Below are 18554 nucleotides of genomic sequence, written 5' to 3' on the forward strand. Positions count from 1 at the left end.
CGAGGAGCCGTCCTTCGTCTTTCAATCCTGCTGGCATGGGGGCGGCTCCCGTCTCGTGGTCACTGAATTGCTTCGGCAGCTTGCGCCGGATTGCAGCTTTAATTCGCCACGAGAGCGCCGCGAAATTGCGGCCCGAGCGCCGAGTCAAGCCAATTTCGGCCCTGCGCAGGCTTGCCGTTTGAATGATACAGTGCCACAACACCGTCGATAATGACTCATCGGAGGTTTGTCGTGGAAAAGGCAGAAATCGGATTGATCGGCCTTGCTGTCATGGGCTCCAACCTTGCGCTCAATATAGCAGAAAAAGGCAACAGAATCGCGGTTTTCAACCGTACTCCTGAGAAAACGGATGAATTCTACGAAAGCGCTGGTGATCTCAAGAAGCAGATCATTCCCTGCAAGACGATAGAGGAATTCGTCGAGGCGATCCGCCCGCCGCGGCCGATCATCATCATGATCAAGGCCGGCGAGGCCGTCGACCAGCAGATGGAAGCGCTGCGTCCGCACCTTTCCAAGGGCGACATCATGATCGACGCTGGCAACGCGAACTTCCGCGATACCGTCGCCCGGTTCGACCGTCTCAAGGATACCGGCCTGACCTTCATCGGCATGGGCGTTTCCGGTGGTGAGGAAGGTGCGCGCCATGGCCCCTCGATCATGGTCGGCGGCACGGAAGACTCCTGGAAGCGCGTCGAGAAGGTGCTGACCTCAATCGCCGCCAAGTACAAGGGCGATCCCTGCGTCGCCTGGCTCGGCAATGACGGCGCCGGCCACTTCGTCAAGACGATCCACAACGGCATCGAATATGCCGACATGCAGATGATCGCCGAGATCTATGGCATCCTGCGGGACGGTCTAGGCAAGAGCGCCAAGGACATCAGCGGCATCTTCGGGCAGTGGAACAAGGGCCGCCTGAACTCCTATCTCATCGAAATCTCCGAGAAGGTTCTCGCCGCAACCGATCCGGTAGCGGGCGGGCCGATGGTCGACATGATCCTCGACAAGGCGGGCCAGAAGGGCACCGGCAAGTGGTCCGTCATCGAGGCGCAGAACATGGGCGTGCCGGCGACCGCCATCGAGGCCGCCGTTGCCGCGCGCAGCCTTTCGGCCATGAAGTCGCAGCGCGAGGCTGCCGAGAAGATCTTCGGCACGCCGAGATACGATTTCTCGCTCGCCTACGGCCCGGAACTCGACAAGGACCTGGAGCTCGCGCTCTTCGCCGCCAAGATCGGCGCCTATGCGCAGGGCTTCGCAGTGATGGCGGAGGCATCGAAGGAGTACAATTGGTCGCTCCCCATGCCGACGATCGCGAAGATCTGGCGTGCCGGCTGCATCATTCGCTCCCAGTTCCTGGACGAGATCACGTCTGCATTCACGAAGGCGCCCGATGCGGCCAACCTCGTCGTCACGCCGGCCTTCTCCGAGATGGTCAAGGAATCGATCCCGTCGCTCCGGCGCGTCGTTGCGGCTGCCCTTGCGGCAGGGCTCCCGGTGCCGGCTCTCGCTTCGGCGCTGACCTATTTCGACGCCTATCGCCAGGGCAGGGGTACTGCAAACCTCATCCAGGCCCAGCGCGACTTCTTCGGCGCCCATGGCTTCGACCGCATCGACGGCAAGGAGTTCCACCACGGCCCTTGGGGCAGCGGCGCTTCGACCTTCTGACGTTTGCGGAAGCAATCAAAGAGAAAAGCCCGGGTCTAGCCCGGGCTTTTTTGACTCCGGCTATCGGTCTACCTGCGACCTTCTGGCCAGATCGGCTGGCTGATGCTCTGAAGCAGCTGCGGATCGATACCATCGATACGGGCGATGACGGCCTTGGCCATCTCGCGGCCGGCGTGGCGCACGTCCTCGTAGGCGGTGATGATCTCCGGCCTGATCCAGTTCAGGATTGGCGCAGATTCCTTCGAGACCATGTCGAGGTCGCGACCAAGCCTCTTGCCGGCAGCCTCGATACCGGCGTTGACGGCAATCGCCGCACTGCCGGCCGAGCAGACGATACCGTCAGGGGCGCCCGGCGAGCGCATCATCAACTCCACCGCGTTGCGGATCTCTTCGAGCGGAGTGTCGATGTTGACGCGCAGCGGCACTTCCTCGGCGCCATAGTCGTGCAGACCGGTCTGGAAACCGATGCGCGTATGCGCGTAGTAGGTGAGCTTGCTCGGCGGCTGCAACAGCGCGATCCGCCGACGATTCCTCTCGACCACGAGCTTTCCCACGGCCTGATGGGCAAAGGCTTCGTTGTTGAAATCGTGGAAAGGGTGCGTGAGGCCGGCATCCGTCCGCCCGTGCGTGGCAAAAGGCATGTTGCTTTCGGTAAGAAGGCGCACACGCGGATCGTCCGGCTCGATGCGGGAGATTATGACGCCGTCCGCCGAGCCTGTCTCGAGGATATAACGCACCGGCAGCATGGGGTCCTTGCTGTGCGAATGCGGCGTGACGACGATATGGTACGGCGTGCCGGTCAGCACCTCGGAAATTCCGAACACCATCTGGCTGCTGAAGCCCATGATCTCTTCGTCGATGCTCAACACGAGCGCGATGACGTTGGTCTTCCCGGTTCTCAGGCGCACGCCGGCACGGTTCGGTTGGTAGCCGAGCTGGCTTGCGACCATGCGTACCCGCTCTTTTGTCTCAGCACCAATATCCGGCGCATCCTTGAGCGCACGCGAAACAGTGGTGACGCCGAGCCCCGTCATGAAGGCGATCGTCTTGAGCGTCGGCCTCTCCCGTATCGGCGAGGGCGAAAGGCCGCTGCCTCGATTTTCCTTGTTGTCCATCCCTTGCGCCGTCCTTCGCGATTCACCCGCTTATATTGGCTTTTTTGGTAGCTGCAAGCCGCGGCTGCGCCGAGTTTTGCTCCCCCTGAACGCAATAATCTGTAACGATACAGTTCAAATGTCGAGCACTTTTTCAGTTAGATTTCAAAGCGACGCATCTTTAGATTGTTGTCGAGAAAGTTGCCGGAGTTTTTTGCGATTGCGAGAAGACAGCACTCTCCGGCTTGTGAATATTATCGATTATGACTTTATTTTTCAATGTATTAAGCCTGAAACCGGCTGACGCATGACCTGCTGAAATTGCAGGCAGGCAATTCTGACCACTGCCGAAAATACATGCTTCAGGTAGAAAATGAGGAAGCGCCAGGGAAAAATTTGCGGAGGGACTGTTGCGTGCCAAAATCGATTGCTCTAAGTTTTTCCGGCAACGTTTCAGTGAGGGAGGAAAACTCATGAAGTTTCGTTTTATCGCGGCAGCGCTTGCTGCGTCCGTGGCACTTCCGCTCGGCGCGGCCAATGCGACCGATCTCGAAGTCACCCATTGGTGGACATCCGGCGGCGAAGCCGCGGCCGTCGCTGAGCTCGCAAAGGCATTCGATGCGACCGGCAATCACTGGGTCGACGGCGCCATCGCCGGCGCCGGTAGTACAGCCCGTCCGATCATGATCAGCCGCATCACCGGTGGCGATCCGATGGGCGCCACCCAATTCAACCATGGCCGTCAGGCAGAGGAACTCGTTCAGGCGGGTCTGATGCGCGATCTTACCGACGTCGCCACCGCTGAGCATTGGAAGGACATCATCCGGCCGTCGAACCTGCTCGACTCTTGCACCATCGACGGCAAGATTTATTGTGCTCCCGTGAACATCCACTCCTGGCAGTGGCTCTGGCTCTCGAACGCCGCCTTCAAGCAGGCCGGCGTCGCGGTTCCGAAGAACTGGGACGAGTTTGTCGCTGCCGCTCCGGCTCTGGAAAAGGTCGGTATCGTTCCGCTCGCCGTTGGCGGGCAGGCATGGCAGTCCTCCGGTGCATTCGACGTTCTGCTGTTGGCGCTTGGCGGCAAGGATACGTTCTACAAGGTCTACAAGGACAAGGACGCAGAAGTCGCGGCAGGCCCCGAGATCGCCAAGGTCTTCAAGGCTGCCGACGATGCCCGCAGGATGTCGAAGGGCACCAACGTCCAGAATTGGAACGAGGCCACCAGCATGGTCATCAACGGCAAGGCCGGCGGCCAGATCATGGGTGACTGGGCGCAGGGCGAATTCCAGGTTGCCGGGCTGAAGGCTGGTACGGATTACACCTGCCTTCCCGGTCTTGGTGTTACCGACATGATCGCGACAGGCGGCGACGCCTTCTATTTCCCGCTGCTGAAGGACGAGGAAAAGTCCAAGGCGCAGGCGGTTCTGGCAAAGACGCTGCTCGATCCTACGACCCAGGTTGCCTTCAACCTGAAGAAGGGTTCGCTGCCGGTGCGTGGCGATGTCGATCTTGCCGCCGCCAACGACTGCATGAAGAAGGGTCTCGACATCCTTGCCAAGGGCAACGTCGTCGACTGGACCGACCAGCTGCTTTCGGCCGACAGCCAGAAGCAGAAGGAAGACCTCTTCTCTGAATTCTTCTCGAATGCATCGATGACACCAGAAGACGCCCAGAAGCGGTTTGCCGAGATCATCTCTTCAGCTGACTGATCGGCGCATTTGCTGCCTTTGCGATCCGGCTTCCCGAGGGAGCCGGATCCCTTCCGGGTGATCGTGCAGCCGGCAGCGTGTCTCCGACAGACCTGGCGGTTTTCGGACTGGAGATGGCGAGAGACGCCTTACCGTTTTGTCACGGGACGCAATGGCGATTTAGGGAGAAGTGTTCATGACGGGTCAAGCGCAAGCAGGCCGGCCAAACAAGTTACTACGCAATCTGAATGCCAAGATTGCGTCCATTCCGATGATCCTGACAGCCCTGTTGATCTTTCTCGGCGGCACTCTCTGGACTGTCTTTTACTCCTTCACCAATTCGAAGCTCCTTCCGCGGTTGAGCTTCGTCGGCCTTGATCAATACGAGCGCCTCTGGGCCGCACCGCGCTGGATAACGGCAATCGAGAACCTTGCCGTCTACGGCATTCTTTCACTGATCTTCAGCTTGGTCATCGGCTTCCTGCTTGCGGCGCTGATGGATCAGAAGATCCGCTTCGAGAATACGTTCCGTACTATATTCCTTTATCCTTTCGCCCTGTCCTTCATCGTGACGGGCCTTGTCTGGCAGTGGATCCTGAACCCCGAGTTCGGTGTCCAGGCGGTCGTCCGCTCGCTGGGTTGGACAAGCTTTACCTTCAATCCGCTCTATACGCCCAGCATCGTCATCTACGGCATCCTCATTGCTGCGCTGTGGCAGGGCACCGGTCTCGTCATGTGCCTGATGCTTGCCGGCCTGCGCGGTATCGATGAAGACATCTGGAAGGCTGCGCGCGTCGACGGCATCCCGATGTGGAAAACCTATCTCTTTATTGTCATTCCCATGATGCGGCCGGTCTTCATTACCACGCTCGTCATCATCGCTTCGGGCATTGTCAAGGTCTACGATCTCGTTGTCGCCCAGACGTCGGGCGGTCCTGGCATCTCATCGGAAGTGCCAGCAAAATACGTCTACGACTACATGTTTCAGGCGCAGAACCTGGGGCAGGGCTTTGCCGCTTCGACCATGATGCTCATCACGGTCGCGATCATCATCGTGCCCTGGGCCTATCTGGAATTCGGAGGAGGGCGCAAACGTGGCTAACGCAAACGTGGCTAATATCGAAATCCCCAACACCACCGCCGCCGGCATCGGCGCCGTGTCGTCGAAACTTGCGGAAGGTCCGAGCGGCCCGAAGCCGCGCGCGATGCTGTCGTCGCGCAACATCATCCTCTACGGCGCGCTCACCGTCGCGGCGCTGTACTATCTGCTGCCCCTCTACGTTATGGTCGTGACCTCGCTGAAGGGCATGCCGGAAATCCGCCTCGGCAACATCTTCGCGCCGCCGATGGAAATCACCTTCGAGCCCTGGGTGAAGGCCTGGGCGGAGGCCTGCACGGGTCTCAACTGCGATGGCCTGTCGCGCGGCTTCTGGAATTCGGTGCGTATCACCGTGCCATCGGTGATCATCTCGATCGCGATTGCCTCGGTGAATGGTTATGCGCTGGCAAACTGGCGCTTCAAGGGATCGGAACTCTTCTTCGCAATCCTCATCGTCGGCGCCTTCATTCCCTATCAGGTGATGATTTATCCGATCGTCATCGTGCTGCGCGAAATCGGCGTCTATGGCACGCTAACCGGTCTCGTCATTGTGCATTCGATCTTCGGCATGCCGATCCTGACGCTGCTTTTCCGCAACTACTTCGTGTCGCTGCCGGAAGAATTGTTTAAGGCGGCACGCGTCGACGGAGCAGGGTTCTGGCAGATCTTCCTGCAGATCATGCTGCCGATGTCGTTGCCGATCTTCGTGGTGGCGATGATCCTGCAGGTGACCGGCATCTGGAACGACTTCCTGTTCGGCGTCGTCTTCACCCGGCCCGACACCTATCCTATGACCGTGCAGCTCAACAACATCGTCAATTCCGTCCAGGGCGTGAAGGAATACAACGTCAACATGGCCGCGACGATCCTGACGGGTCTCGTGCCGCTGATCGTCTACTTCATCTCCGGACGTCTCTTCGTGCGCGGCATCGCCGCCGGCGCAGTGAAAGGCTGATACATGACCTCAAGTGTTTCCATCAAAGACCTCTCGCTGAATTTCGGTTCGGTCGCGGTTCTCGAAAACCTGAACCTGGAGATCAACGACGGCGAATTCCTCGTCTTGCTCGGCTCGTCCGGCTGCGGCAAGTCCACGCTGCTGAACTGCATTGCCGGCCTGCTGGACGTGTCGGCCGGACAGATATTCATCAAGGGCAAGAACGTCACCTGGGAAGAACCCAAGGACCGCGGCATCGGCATGGTGTTCCAGTCCTACGCACTCTATCCGCAGATGTCGGTCGAAAAGAACCTGTCCTTCGGCCTCAAGGTGGCGGGAGTGCCGCAGCCGGAGATCGACAAGCGCATCGCGCGTGCCTCTGAAATCCTGCAGATCCAGTCGCTGCTGAAGCGCAAGCCGGCGGCCCTCTCGGGCGGTCAGCGGCAGCGCGTGGCGATCGGGCGTGCACTGGTACGCGATGTCGACGTGTTTCTCTTCGACGAGCCGCTTTCCAACCTCGATGCAAAGCTGCGCTCGGAACTGCGCGTCGAGATCAAGCGCCTGCACCAATCGCTGAATAACACCATGATCTACGTCACCCACGACCAGATCGAGGCGCTGACGCTTGCCGATCGCATCGCCATCATGAAGAGCGGCATCATCCAGCAGCTCGACGATCCGACGACGATCTACAACCAGCCGCGCAACCTTTTCGTCGCAGGCTTCATCGGCTCTCCGTCGATGAACTTCCTGCATGGCGAACTGGTCGAGAAGGACGGCAAGCCGGCATTCGCGACGAACGGCGTAACCTTTTCGCTGGACGGCTATTCGGCTCTCGAGCCGCTGAAGCCCGGCCGCCAGGTCGTCCTCGGCGTCCGTCCGGAGCATGTGAAGGTCAATGAGAACCTCGGCGCTGAAGTCCACGATGCTACCGTCGATATCGAGGAGCCGATGGGCGCCGACAACCTGCTGTGGCTGAAGCATGCGGGCCATACGATGTCGGTTCGCATCAACGGGTCGCGCCGCTTCAAGCCGGGAACGCCGCTGAAGCTCAGCTTCGACATGGGGCTTGCCTCGCTCTTCGACGCCAAGTCGGAGCTGAGGCTCTAGTAACGCCGAACGGGCGGGCCGCAGGAGCGGCTCGCTTGCCTGCCTTGTGTGGCCGTGCCGCCACTGAACGGGACGATGCGCGGAAATTTCCCTCTTCCGCACGGACAAGCGTCGTCCGCCCTTTTACTGGATCATTGTCATGACGTCCTCGCTCAGAAACGCCTTCAATGTCGATCTTGCCGGTTCCTGGCGGCTTACCTCCGCCGATGGAGAGGTAACGACCAGCATGCCCATACCGGGCGACGTCCACTCCGCCCTCCATGCCGAAGGCCTCATCCCGGATCCTTATTTCGGGCGCAACGAAGAGGTGGTCCAGTGGGTGGCGAAGCGCGACTGGGTGGTTGAGCGTAGCTTCAGCCTTATCGATATAGCGGGCAACTTCTACCTCGATATCGACTATCTCGACACCGTTGCGACAGTCTACGTGAATGGCACAAAGGTCCTGGAGGCCGACAATTGCTTCCGGCGGTATCGACCGGACGTCTCGAAGGCGCTGAAGTCGGGCGAGAACACGATCAGGATCGTCCTGCATTCCAGCATCTCGGCCGGTGAAGTCCGCCAGGGCAAGCAACCGTTCTACATTCCATACCATCCCGGCAATTCGCCGATCGCCAACGGCAACATGCTGCGCAAGCCGCAGTGCCATTTCGGCTGGGACTGGAACATCGCGATCGCGCCGCTCGGCCTTTACGGCTCGATTGCGCTGCGCAAGCTCGAGACGGCGCGCATCGAACACGTCACCACGCGCCAGGTTCACAATGTCGACGGTTCCGTCGATCTGCAGGTCAGCGCAACACTGTTTTCCAAGGATCCGGGCATCGTGCCGGTTCACTTTGCGCTCGACGGCGAACGTGTTCGGCTCGATGTCGGCGTCAATGCCGGCGAGACGATCGTCAACCATGTCTTCGAGATCGCCAAGCCTCGCCTTTGGTGGCCGGCCGGCAGCGGCGAGCAGGCGCTTTATGCGCTGACCGTCGATCTGCCGTCCGATTCGGTCACCAGGCAGATCGGCCTTCGTACCGTCGAACTCATCACCGACAAGGACGAGGCCGGCAGCCGCTTCGCCTTCAAGGTGAACGGTCGGGAGATCTTCTGCCGCGGTGCGAACTGGATTCCGGCCGACGCCCTGTTCTCGCTCTCGTCCCCGGAGAAGACCGAGGACCTGCTGCAGTCCGCCAAGGCCGCAAACATGAACATGATCCGCGTCTGGGGCGGCGGCTTCTACGAGCAGGACTATTTCTACGATCTCTGCGACCGGCTCGGCCTCATGGTCTGGCAGGACTTCATGTTCGCCTGCAACCTCTATCCCTCGACGGAGGACTTCCTCGACAACGTCGCGATCGAGGTCGACTATCAGGTCAAGCGCCTGTCCTCGCATCCGTCGATCGCGCTCTGGTGCGGCGACAACGAGCTTGTCGGGGCGCTGACATGGTTCGACGAGTCGAAGAAGGATCGCGACCGCTATCTCGTCTCCTACGATCGCCTGAATCGGACGATCGAGCAGGCGATGAAGAAGGCGGCGCCCGATGCCATCTGGTGGCCCTCGAGCCCGGCCTCCGGTTATCTCGATTTCGGCGATGCCTGGCACGCCGACGGCTCCGGCGACATGCACTACTGGTCGGTCTGGCACGAGAACAAGTCCTTCGACAATTACCGCTCCGTGCGTCCGCGCTTCTGCTCCGAATTCGGCTTCCAGTCCTATACGTCGCTTCCCGTCATCAAGACCTATGCGGATCAAAAGGACATGAACGTCGCTTCGCCGGTGATGGAGCTTCACCAGAAGAATGCCGGCGGCAACGAGCGCATCGCCGGCACAATGTTCCGCTATTTCCGCTTTCCGAAGGATTTTCCGAACTTCGTCTATCTCAGCCAGATCCAGCAGGGTCTCGCCATCAAGACGGCGGTCGAATACTGGCGCTCGCTGAAGCCGCATTGCATGGGCACCATCTACTGGCAGCTCAACGACACATGGCCCGTCGCCTCCTGGTCGAGCCTCGACTATGGCGGACGCTGGAAGGCGATGCACTACCTGGTCAAGCGCTTCTTCCAGCCGGTCGCTGTCGCCGCCATTCCGTCGGAGGACGGCAAGACGATCCGTTTCTCTCTGGTCAACGATACGACGGCGGAGGTCAGCGTCGACATCTCGATCTCTGTGCTGACGATGAAGGGCGAGCGCCGGCATCTCAAGGACATCATGGCCATGTGCACTCCGGATGCCGCCGTCACCGCGACCGAGATCGACGTCTCCGATATCCCCGCAGGCACGCTTCTCGCCTGGCGCTTCACCGCCTCGAACGGCATGGGCGGGGAGGGGCACTATGTCCACGGTACCTACAAGGCGCTTGAGCTCGAGCCAGCCGGACTCGCGGTCACCCACGAATTTGTCGAGGAGAACGGCGCCATCGACATCAATATCACCGCCAGGGGGCTCGCCCTCTTCGTGATGATCGAGACCGACACCGACGGGAAATATTCCGACAACGCCTTCGATCTCGCCGCCGGCGAAAGCCGCCGCATCACCTTCACCCCGGCGAGCCCGCTTCCCGGCGGCAAGCTGCCGGAATTCCGCTTCTACGACCTGCAGTCCTGCCAGTCGGTGGACTGAATTCGAAATGAGAATGGGCACGAGGCCCGAGGAGGAAATGATGACGAAACTCAGCTACCAGCTCTACAGCGCCCGCAACTTCCAGCCTTATTCGGCGATCTTCGAGAAGCTCGGCAAGGCCGGCTATGCGGAAGTCGAAGGCTTCGGCGGTATCTATGCGGACCTCGACGATGGCAGCCTGAAGAGCCTGCGTGCCGACCTCGACAAGAACGGCCTGACGATGGCGACCGGCCATTTCAGCCCCGACTTCCTGGAGAAGGAAGCCAAGAAGTCGCTGGCTATCGCCAAGACGCTCGGGATGGATTCCATCTATGCGCCGCACCTTGCGGCGGACGAGCGCCCCACCGACGGCGCCGGCTGGCTCGCCTTCGGCAAGCGGCTCGCCGAAATGAGCAAGCCCTACAAGGACGCCGGCTATGAGTTCGGCTGGCACAACCACGACTTCGAATTCGTGAAGCTCGCCGACGGTTCGCTGCCGATCGAGCGTATCTTCGAAGGCGCGCCGGACATTTCTTGGGAAGCGGACATTGCCTGGGTCGTTCGCGGCGGCGGCGATCCCTTCGCCTGGATCGAAAAGCTCGGAAACCGCATTACGGCCGTTCATGTGAAGGACATCGCGCCGGCCGGCCAGGCGACGGACGAAGGCGGTTGGGCCGATGTCGGCCACGGGACGCTCGATTGGCCAGGTCTGATGAAGGTCCTGCGCGGCACGAAGGCCAAGCACTTCGTGGTCGAGCACGACAACCCGAACGACGTCGACCGGAACATCACGCGCTCCATCGCATCCTTCAAGAAATACTGATAGAGGCATAGAATGACTAAGGAACTTGGTGTCGGCATCATTGGATGCGGCAATATTTCCACCACCTATTTTTCACTCTCACCGCTCTTCAAGGGCCTCAAGGTACTCGCCTGCGCCGATATCAACCTGCAGGCCGCCAAGGCCCGCGCGGAGGAGTACGGTGTCGTCGCGCAGACGATCGAGGAACTGCTCGCCAATGACGAGATCGACGTCGTCGTCAACCTGACGATCCCGGACGCGCACTATCCCGTCTCGAAGGCGATCCTCGAGGCCGGGAAGCACGTCTATTCCGAAAAGCCGCTCGTGCTGACCCTGGAACAGGGCGAAGAGCTGCGGCGCATCGCCAAGGACAAGAAGCTCTCGGTCGGCTGCGCGCCTGATACCTTCCTCGGCGGCGCGCACCAGCTTGCCCGTAAATATGTGGACGAGGGCGGCATCGGCCGCATCACCTCCGGCGCCTGCTACGTCATGGGCCCCGGCATGGAGATGTGGCATCCGAACCCGGACTTCTTCTTCCTGCCGGGTGGCGGTCCGATCCTCGACATGGGCCCGTACTATATCGCCAACCTCATCAACCTGATCGGGCCGGTGAAGCGCGTCGGCGCCATGACCTCCATGGCATCAGAAACCCGCACAATCAGCAGCCAGCCCCGCAGCGGCGAGACTATCCCCGTCAAGACACCGACGACCATCCAGGCGCTTCTGGAATTCGTCAGTGGCGCGACGGTGACGCTGACGGCAAGCTGGGATGTCTGGTCGCATCGCCACGCCAACATGGAACTCTACGGCACCGAGGGATCGCTCTACGTTCCGGATCCGAACTTCTTCGGTGGCGTCGTTGAAGCAAGCGGCCGCGACAAGAACATCCAGCCGCTCGCGGCCTGGGACCATCCCTTCGGCATCTTCAACCAGGAGAGCCCTCAGGGTCCGCGTGCGAACTACCGCACCGCCGGCCTCGCCGACATGGTCGCCGCGCTCATCGATGGACGGGACGCGCGATGCTCGCTCGACCGCACTCTGCACGGCGTTGACGTCATGACGTCGATCCTGAAGGCGGGCCAGGAGGGTCGCTTCATCGAACTCACGACGACGTGTACCCAGCCGGCGGCGCTCGGCATTGAAGAGGCCCAGGCGCTCTTGAAGTAGACGTACGAATGTCTATTGTCCGCGCGGGCCTCGAGCCCGCGCTTTTTGCATGAAGGGATTATGGATCATGGGCTGGCTACCGGCTGAAGACCGCTATTCGAAGATGAAGTACAATCGCACGGGCCGTTCCGGCCTGCAGCTCCCGGCCGTCTCCCTCGGCCTGTGGCACAATTTCGGCGGCGACACGCCGCATGACCGAAAGATCGACATGTGTCGTACGGCGTTCGATCTCGGCATCACCCATTTCGACCTTGCCAACAACTACGGACCGCCTCCCGGCAGCGCCGAGACGGCTTTCGGCGAGATCCTCAAGACGGATTTTGCGGGTCTGCGCGATGAACTGATTATCTCGTCCAAGGCCGGCTACGACATGTGGCCGGGTCCCTATGGCGAGTGGGGCAGCCGCAAGTATCTGATCGCCTCATGCGACCAGAGCCTGAAGCGCATGGGCCTCGACTACGTCGATATCTTCTATTCACATCGCTTCGACCCCGATACGCCGCTCGAGGAGACCTGCGGTGCGCTCGACCATATCGTTCGCTCGGGCAGGGCGCTTTATGTCGGCATCTCCTCCTACAACTCGCAGCGCACCCGCGAAGCGGCCAATATTCTCAAGGATCTCGGTACGCCATGCCTCATCCATCAGCCCAGCTATTCGATGCTGAACCGCTGGGTCGAGGACGACAAGCTCCTCGATGCGCTCGATGAGGTCGGCATGGGCTCGATCGTATTCTCGCCGCTCGCCCAGGGCATGCTGACGACGAAATATCTCGGCGGCATTCCCGCTGACAGCCGCGCGGCGCAGAACCACTTCCTCAAGAAGGACTTCATCCGCCCGTCGATCATCGACAATATCCGCAAGCTCAACGAGATTGCCGAGCGCCGCGGCCAGACGCTGGCACAGATGGCAATCGCCTGGGTTCTCCGAGGTGGTCGCGTTACCTCGGCTCTGATCGGCGCAAGCCGTTCGTCGCAGATCGTCGATTGCGTGAAGGCGCTCGACAATCTCGATTTCACGGCGGAAGAGCTCAAGGAAATCGACGGCTACGCTCGCGAAGCCGACATCAACCTCTGGGCAAAGTCTGCAGAGCGCGAATGAGTTCGAAACGCCCGGGAGGAAACTTCCGGGCGTTTTTTCTGGTATGATTTGATGTACGTGCGGCAGGCCGCACATGCCCTTTGGAGGAGGTGGCTATCATGATCCGCAACCCGATTCTTCCCGGTTTCAATCCCGATCCGTCCATCTGCCGCGTCGGCGACGACTACTATATCGCGACGTCCACCTTCGAATGGTATCCGGGCGTGCAAATCCATCATTCGCGCGACCTGGTGAACTGGAAGCTCGTGCGCCGTCCGCTCGAACGCCAATCGCAGCTCGACATGCGTGGGAATCCCGATAGTTGCGGCGTCTGGGCGCCATGCCTTTCCTACGCGGATGGGCAGTTCTGGCTTGTCTATACCGACGTCAAGCGCTTCGACGGTAACTTCAAGGACGCGCATAACTACATCGTCACCTCGCCAACGATCGACGGCGAGTGGTCCGAGCCTGTCTACGTCAATTCCTCAGGCTTCGATCCGTCGCTCTTCCATGACGACGATGGCCGCAAGTGGTTCGTCAACATGCAGTGGAACCATCGCACCGAGAGCTTCGGGGGCTCGCCGAAGTCGCCGGCCTTCGACGGCATCCTGCTGCAGGAGTGGGATCCGGTAACGAAATCGCTGAAGGGACCGCTCAAGAACATCTTTGCCGGCAGCCCGCTCGGCCTCGTCGAAGGGCCGCATCTCTTCAAGCGGAACGGATATTATTACCTGACGACTGCAGAAGGCGGCACGGGCTACGACCACGCCGTCACCATGGCGCGCTCGCGCAATATCGACGGCCCCTACGAGCTGCATCCGAACCGGCATCTGATCACTTCGAAAGATCACCCCGAGGCGGCGCTGCAGAGGGCGGGACACGGGCAGTATGTCGTAACGCCGGACGGCCAATTCTACCACACCCATCTCTGCGGCCGGCCGTTGCCACCAAAGCGCCGCTGCACGCTCGGGCGCGAGACCGCGCTGCAGAAATGCGTCTGGCGGGAGGACGGCTGGCTCTATCTCGAAAACGGCACGACCGTTCCCGATGTCGAAGTGCCCGGCCTTTTCAGCGCCGTGCCCACAGCAAAGCCGCGACGCAGTGAATACAGCTTCGACGGAGGCAAGCTGCCCGACGACTTCCAATGGCTGCGCACACCGAAGCCGGAGCGTATCTTCAATCTTACCGACCGCCCCGGCTATCTTCGCCTGATAGGCCGCGAGAGCATCGGTTCCTGGTTCGAACAGGCGCTCGTCGCGCGCCGACAGGAGCATCACAGCTTCAGGGCCGAGACCGTCGTGGAGTTCCAGCCGGATACCTATCAGCAGGTCGCCGGCCTGACCCATTACTACAATCGCCACAAGTTCCACGCCGCTGCCGTGACGCTGCATGAAAAGCTCGGCCGTGTCGTCACCATTCTCTCCTGCAACGGCGACTATCCGAACGGCCGCTTGAGCTTCCCCGCGGAAAGCGGTGTCACGATCTCCTCCGAGGGGCGCGTCCAGCTTTCGATGGAGATACGCGACAACGACCTGCAGTTCTTCTGGCAGACCGAGGGCAAGGGCGCCTGGCAGCCGATCGGCCCGGTGCTCGACGCCGGTGTCGTCTCCGATGAAGGAGGGCGCGGCGAGCACGGCTCCTTCACCGGCGCGTTCGCGGGGGTCTTCGCCTTCGATACGTCCGGCAGGGCAAAGACCGCGGACTTCGACTGGTTCAATTACGACGAGCTTTGAGCGGGGGGCTCATAGATGTCATCGGATATCGTCATCGAGCCGATCGGCGTGCAGCATATTGACAGCTACCACCGGGCTCTCGACACCGTGGCACGCGAACGGCGATATCTGACATTTCTCGAAGCCCCGTCGCTCGAGGACACCACCAAGTTCGTCCTCGACATGATCAAGAACAAGCATTCGCAGTTCGTCGCGTTGAAGAACGGTGAGGTGGTCGGCTGGTGCGATATCCGCCGGCATTTCCAGCCGACGCACTCGCATCGTGGCACTCTGGGAATGGGTATCGCAGCGGCACATCGCGACAGGGTCTTGGGCATCGTCTGATCGTCAGGACTCTTGAGGGTGCGCGGGAGAAGGGCGTCATTCGCGTAGAACTCAGTGTCCACTCGGACAACGAACGGGCGATCCGGCTCTATGAACGAGTGGGCTTCGTTCGCGAGGGCGTCGCCCGCGATGCAGTCTTCATCGACGGCCGCTATCTGGATGCCGTCGACATGGCGTTAATCTACCGCTAGGCGAAGATTCTTTAATGTCTCTACATTAGATAATAGGCATAAGTGCTTATCTTCATTACGAAACTTTAATCTTGCCTTCAGTTTCGGTTCATCTTTTCGGCCCTAGTTTGCTCGTGTGGTCAACACGAGGAACCCCAATGAAAAAGATATTTGCCGCTCTTCTCTCCGCTTCCTTCCTGCTGTCGCCGGTCGTGGTCTCGCAGGCGAGTGCTGCACCGCATCACCCGGTCGTCGTTGAGAAGAAGGTCGTCGTCACGCGGCATCATTGGTCGAAGGGCTATCGTCTGAGCCCTGCCGAGCGCCGCCGCATGGCCGACGTTCACGACTACCGTCGCTACCACTTGCGCTCTCCGCCGCATGGCTACCGCTGGGTGCGCGTCGACAACGACTACCTACTGGTAGGCATTACCAGCGGCATCATTTCGAGCTTCATTGCCGCCAACCGGTAATGCAAGAGGGCGGCCCGGAGGCCGCCCTTCTTCTTTCCCTTCGTGTTTCAATCTCTCCATGGCGCATTCCGCCGAACGCACTTGCCGTCGACCCGAGATATCGCTCCGATTGGCCGCGCAAACGAGCCTGGTCATCCGCCTCTTAGTCGAAGCGCGGCAACGACGAGAATAACGACAGAAGTGGCGACAGCGATCGTAACCGTCGCGCCAACTCTCCACGTCCATCCCCCAGCCGAGGCCCGAGCAACCCTGATCCTCACTGACTTGTGTCGCCTCCGACCGGCCTCTCGGTTCAGGTCGACCGGCGCATCGGCCGGGCTGGAACTCCCCAGCTCGCATTCTATGCACACGCAGCGGAACGCGATCGGCTTACCTTCCGTCATGCGACCTGCCTGCTCCAGCTTGCGAAGGGATCGGGAAGGTTACGCCAACGTGCCGGCGTGAATGCATCTGCGTCGACGAGACAGGCATCGAGATCGCGCCTGATTTGGCGCTCGTCCATGGGATCAGCGCCGATGAAGACGATCTCCTGGCGCCTGTCGCCCCAGACCGGATCGAGATAGGGGCCGATTGCCCTCGTGAAACCCGGATCGCGCGGCCACTGCTCGCGCGGCACGGCCGCCCACCAGATGCCCATCCTGCCGGTACGGACCAGGGCACCCGCCTGGCTTACCTCACCGACATGGTCCGGCCGCGTCGCCAGCCAGAAGAAGCCTTTGGCGCGCACGACGCCCGGCCACGACCGGTCGAGGAAGGCCTGGAACCTCATCGGGTCGAAGGGGCGCTTCGCACGATAGACGAAGGAGCGGATGCCGTATTCCTCCGTCTCCGGCACATGATCCTTGAAGCCGTGCAGTTCCTTGTACCAGAGCGGATGCGTCTCGGCCCTGGCAATGTCGAAGAGGCCGGTTCCGAGGACGTCGTCGAGTTCCACCCTGCCGAAATCGGTCTCGGTCAGCCGTGCATCCGGATTGAGGCCAACGACGATCTTGCGAGCAGCTTGGCGTTGCTCCGGCGTTGCCGTGCAGATCTTGTTGAGCACGACCACGTCGGCGAATTCGATCTGCTCTACGAGGAGATCGATGATCGTGCGATCGTCACCATCGCCGGCCGTCTCGCCGCGATCGCGGAGGAAGTCGGCGGAGCCGTAATCCGCGAGCAGATTGGCGGCATCGACGACAGTCACCATCGTGTCGAGCCGCGCGACGTCCGAGAGGCTCTTGCCGTCCTCGTCGCGGAACTCGAACGTGGTGGCGATGGGCAGGGGTTCCGCGACCCCTGTCGATTCGATCAGCAGATAGTCGAAGCGCTCTTGTTCGGCGAGTTCGCGCACCTGTTTCAGAAGGTCATCGCGCAACGTGCAGCAGATGCATCCGTTCGTCATCTCCACCAGTTGCTCCTCCGTCCGCGAGAGGTTGGCGCCGCCATCGCGCACCAGCGCGGCATCGATGTTGACCTCGCTCATGTCGTTGACGATCACGGCGACGCGCATGCCTTGCCGATTGCCGAGAACGTGGTTGAGCAGGGTGGTCTTACCGGCGCCGAGGAAGCCGGAAAGCACAGTGACAGGCAGTTTTTCTTTCACGATTACCGCTCCTTGTTAATGTTATAATATTACATGTCGAGTACTGAAAAAGGCGGACACCCAGATCCGCCTTCATCCGTCAGCTCTCCTGCGCGAGGCAGTCCTTGAGTGACCGCGCGATGCCGTGCATCAGCTCGAAATAGAGGTCCGGCCCGGCCTTCAGGGTCGCCGCCTCAGGGTCGAGCACGCCCGACTTCGCCGGGGTGCCCTCGATCACTACATTGATCAACCGCGGCTCGAATTGCGGCTCGGCAAAGACGCAGGTGGCACCGAGTTCAGCGACCTTCGCGTGGATATCCGATATCCTCGCCGCGCCGGGTATCGTCTCAGGGTTGACGGTGATCGAGCCGGCGACCCGCACGCCGTAGCGGTGTTCGAAATATTGATACGCATCGTGGAAGACGATGAAGGGCTTGTCTTTGACAGGGCTGACGACATCGACAATCTTTGTGTCGAGCGCGTCGAGCCTGTCGTCGAGCGCCTTGGCGTTTGCCTCATAGGTCAGGGCATTGGCCGGGTCGGCGGCAACGAGCGTCATGGTGATTTCCTGCGCCATCGCCTTGGCGTTCATCGGGTCGAGCCATAGATGCGTATCGAATTCGCCGTGGTCATGATCGTGACCGTCTTCGTGGGCTTCAGTGGCGTGGTCGTGATCGCCGTCATCATGGGCTTCGAAGGCACCGCCCTCGCGGAAGGGAAGCTTGACGAGACCGGGTGCGTTGTCGAGCTCCACCACCTGGGCATTGGTTCCGAGCGCCTCCAGCGGCTTCTGCAGGAATGCCTCGAGGCCGGGACCCGCCCAGAAGATCACCTTGGCCTTCTCCAGTGCCTGCGCATTCGAGGGCCTGAGGCTGTAGGTATGCGGAGAGGCCGCACCGTCGACGATAAGCTCCGGCTCGCCGACACCCTGCATGATGGAGGCGACGAGCGAGTGCAGCGGCTTTATCGAGACGACGACATCAGGCGCGTCGGCCGCAGAAGTCGCCGTCGAAACGAGCGTTGCCACTGCGGCAAGGAGGGCAATTTTCGACACGTTCATCGGCAACTCCGCTGG

17 protein-coding genes are annotated in these 18554 nt (G+C 60.8%); 13 read left to right on the forward strand and 4 right to left on the reverse strand.

Going from position 1 to position 18554, the window contains the following annotated elements:
- Window positions 1-210 precede the first annotated feature (210 nt).
- Window positions 211-1662 (forward strand): NADP-dependent phosphogluconate dehydrogenase, encoded by a 1452-nt coding sequence (gndA, locus tag EV286_RS09235; RefSeq protein WP_207909771.1) that lies wholly within the window; start codon window positions 211-213, stop codon window positions 1660-1662.
- Window positions 1663-1730: 68 nt separating this feature from the next.
- Here the strand turns inward: gndA and EV286_RS09240 are convergent, their stop codons facing one another.
- Window positions 1731-2777, reverse strand: a complete 1047-nt coding sequence (locus EV286_RS09240; RefSeq protein WP_132956725.1) for a LacI family transcriptional regulator — start codon at window positions 2775-2777, stop codon at window positions 1731-1733.
- 160 nt (window positions 2778-2937) lie between these two features.
- The gene (locus tag EV286_RS09245) at window positions 2938-3231 is read right to left on the reverse strand and encodes a hypothetical protein (RefSeq protein ID WP_132956726.1); all 294 of its coding nucleotides are present in this window, start codon (window positions 3229-3231) and stop codon (window positions 2938-2940) included.
- Here EV286_RS09245 and EV286_RS09250 point away from each other — a divergent pair.
- The 12 genes from EV286_RS09250 (at window position 3230) to EV286_RS09300 (ending at window position 15915) form a co-directional block, all read left to right on the forward strand.
- Complete coding sequence (locus EV286_RS09250; protein WP_132956727.1) at window positions 3230-4465, forward strand: ABC transporter substrate-binding protein; 1236 nt, start codon at window positions 3230-3232, stop codon at window positions 4463-4465. The two genes, EV286_RS09245 and EV286_RS09250, sit on opposite strands and share 2 nt — an antisense overlap.
- 175 nt (window positions 4466-4640) lie before the next feature.
- A complete protein-coding gene (locus tag EV286_RS09255) occupies window positions 4641-5546 on the forward strand; it encodes a sugar ABC transporter permease (RefSeq protein ID WP_132956728.1) in 906 nt (301 codons plus the stop codon).
- Window positions 5547-5553: 7 nt separating this feature from the next.
- Entirely contained in the window at window positions 5554-6498 is a 945-nt protein-coding gene (locus EV286_RS09260) for a carbohydrate ABC transporter permease (RefSeq protein ID WP_132956897.1), read from the forward strand.
- Between the two features lie 3 nt (window positions 6499-6501).
- Entirely contained in the window at window positions 6502-7587 is a 1086-nt protein-coding gene (locus EV286_RS09265; RefSeq protein WP_132956729.1) for an ABC transporter ATP-binding protein, read from the forward strand.
- A gap of 139 nt (window positions 7588-7726) precedes the next feature.
- Window positions 7727-10192, forward strand: a complete 2466-nt coding sequence (locus EV286_RS09270; protein ID WP_132956730.1) for a glycoside hydrolase family 2 protein — start codon at window positions 7727-7729, stop codon at window positions 10190-10192.
- A gap of 40 nt (window positions 10193-10232) precedes the next feature.
- Complete coding sequence (locus tag EV286_RS09275; protein ID WP_132956898.1) at window positions 10233-10994, forward strand: sugar phosphate isomerase/epimerase; 762 nt, start codon at window positions 10233-10235, stop codon at window positions 10992-10994.
- A 12-nt stretch (window positions 10995-11006) separates the two neighbouring features.
- Entirely contained in the window at window positions 11007-12140 is a 1134-nt protein-coding gene (locus EV286_RS09280; RefSeq protein WP_132956731.1) for a Gfo/Idh/MocA family oxidoreductase, read from the forward strand.
- A gap of 67 nt (window positions 12141-12207) precedes the next feature.
- Window positions 12208-13239 (forward strand): L-glyceraldehyde 3-phosphate reductase, encoded by a 1032-nt coding sequence (mgrA, locus tag EV286_RS09285; protein ID WP_132956732.1) that lies wholly within the window; start codon window positions 12208-12210, stop codon window positions 13237-13239.
- Between the two features lie 98 nt (window positions 13240-13337).
- Window positions 13338-14951, forward strand: coding sequence for a glycoside hydrolase family 43 protein (locus EV286_RS09290; RefSeq protein WP_132956733.1), 1614 nt, complete (start codon window positions 13338-13340; stop codon window positions 14949-14951).
- 15 nt (window positions 14952-14966) lie between these two features.
- Window positions 14967-15275: a hypothetical protein gene (locus tag EV286_RS32850; RefSeq protein WP_348633535.1), complete on the forward strand. Its 309-nt coding sequence runs from the start codon at window positions 14967-14969 to the stop codon at window positions 15273-15275.
- Window positions 15173-15466, forward strand: a complete 294-nt coding sequence (locus tag EV286_RS32855) for a GNAT family protein (RefSeq protein WP_348633530.1) — start codon at window positions 15173-15175, stop codon at window positions 15464-15466. The genes EV286_RS32850 and EV286_RS32855 overlap by 103 nt, the downstream gene beginning before the upstream one ends.
- Before the next feature lie 137 nt (window positions 15467-15603).
- On the forward strand, window positions 15604-15915 hold the full coding sequence (locus EV286_RS09300) for an RcnB family protein (RefSeq protein ID WP_132956734.1): 312 nt from the start codon (window positions 15604-15606) through the stop codon (window positions 15913-15915).
- A 379-nt stretch (window positions 15916-16294) separates the two neighbouring features.
- Here EV286_RS09300 and EV286_RS09305 read toward each other — a convergent pair whose 3' ends face one another.
- Both EV286_RS09305 and znuA read right to left on the reverse strand, forming a co-directional pair.
- Complete coding sequence (locus EV286_RS09305) at window positions 16295-17500, reverse strand: GTP-binding protein (protein WP_132956735.1); 1206 nt, start codon at window positions 17498-17500, stop codon at window positions 16295-16297.
- Between the two features lie 79 nt (window positions 17501-17579).
- Entirely contained in the window at window positions 17580-18539 is a 960-nt protein-coding gene (gene znuA, locus EV286_RS09310; RefSeq protein WP_132956736.1) for a zinc ABC transporter substrate-binding protein ZnuA, read from the reverse strand.
- Window positions 18540-18554 lie beyond the last annotated feature (15 nt).

It is taken from the genome of Rhizobium sp. BK251 (assembly GCF_004345245.1).
Lineage (GTDB): Bacteria > Pseudomonadota > Alphaproteobacteria > Rhizobiales > Rhizobiaceae > Rhizobium.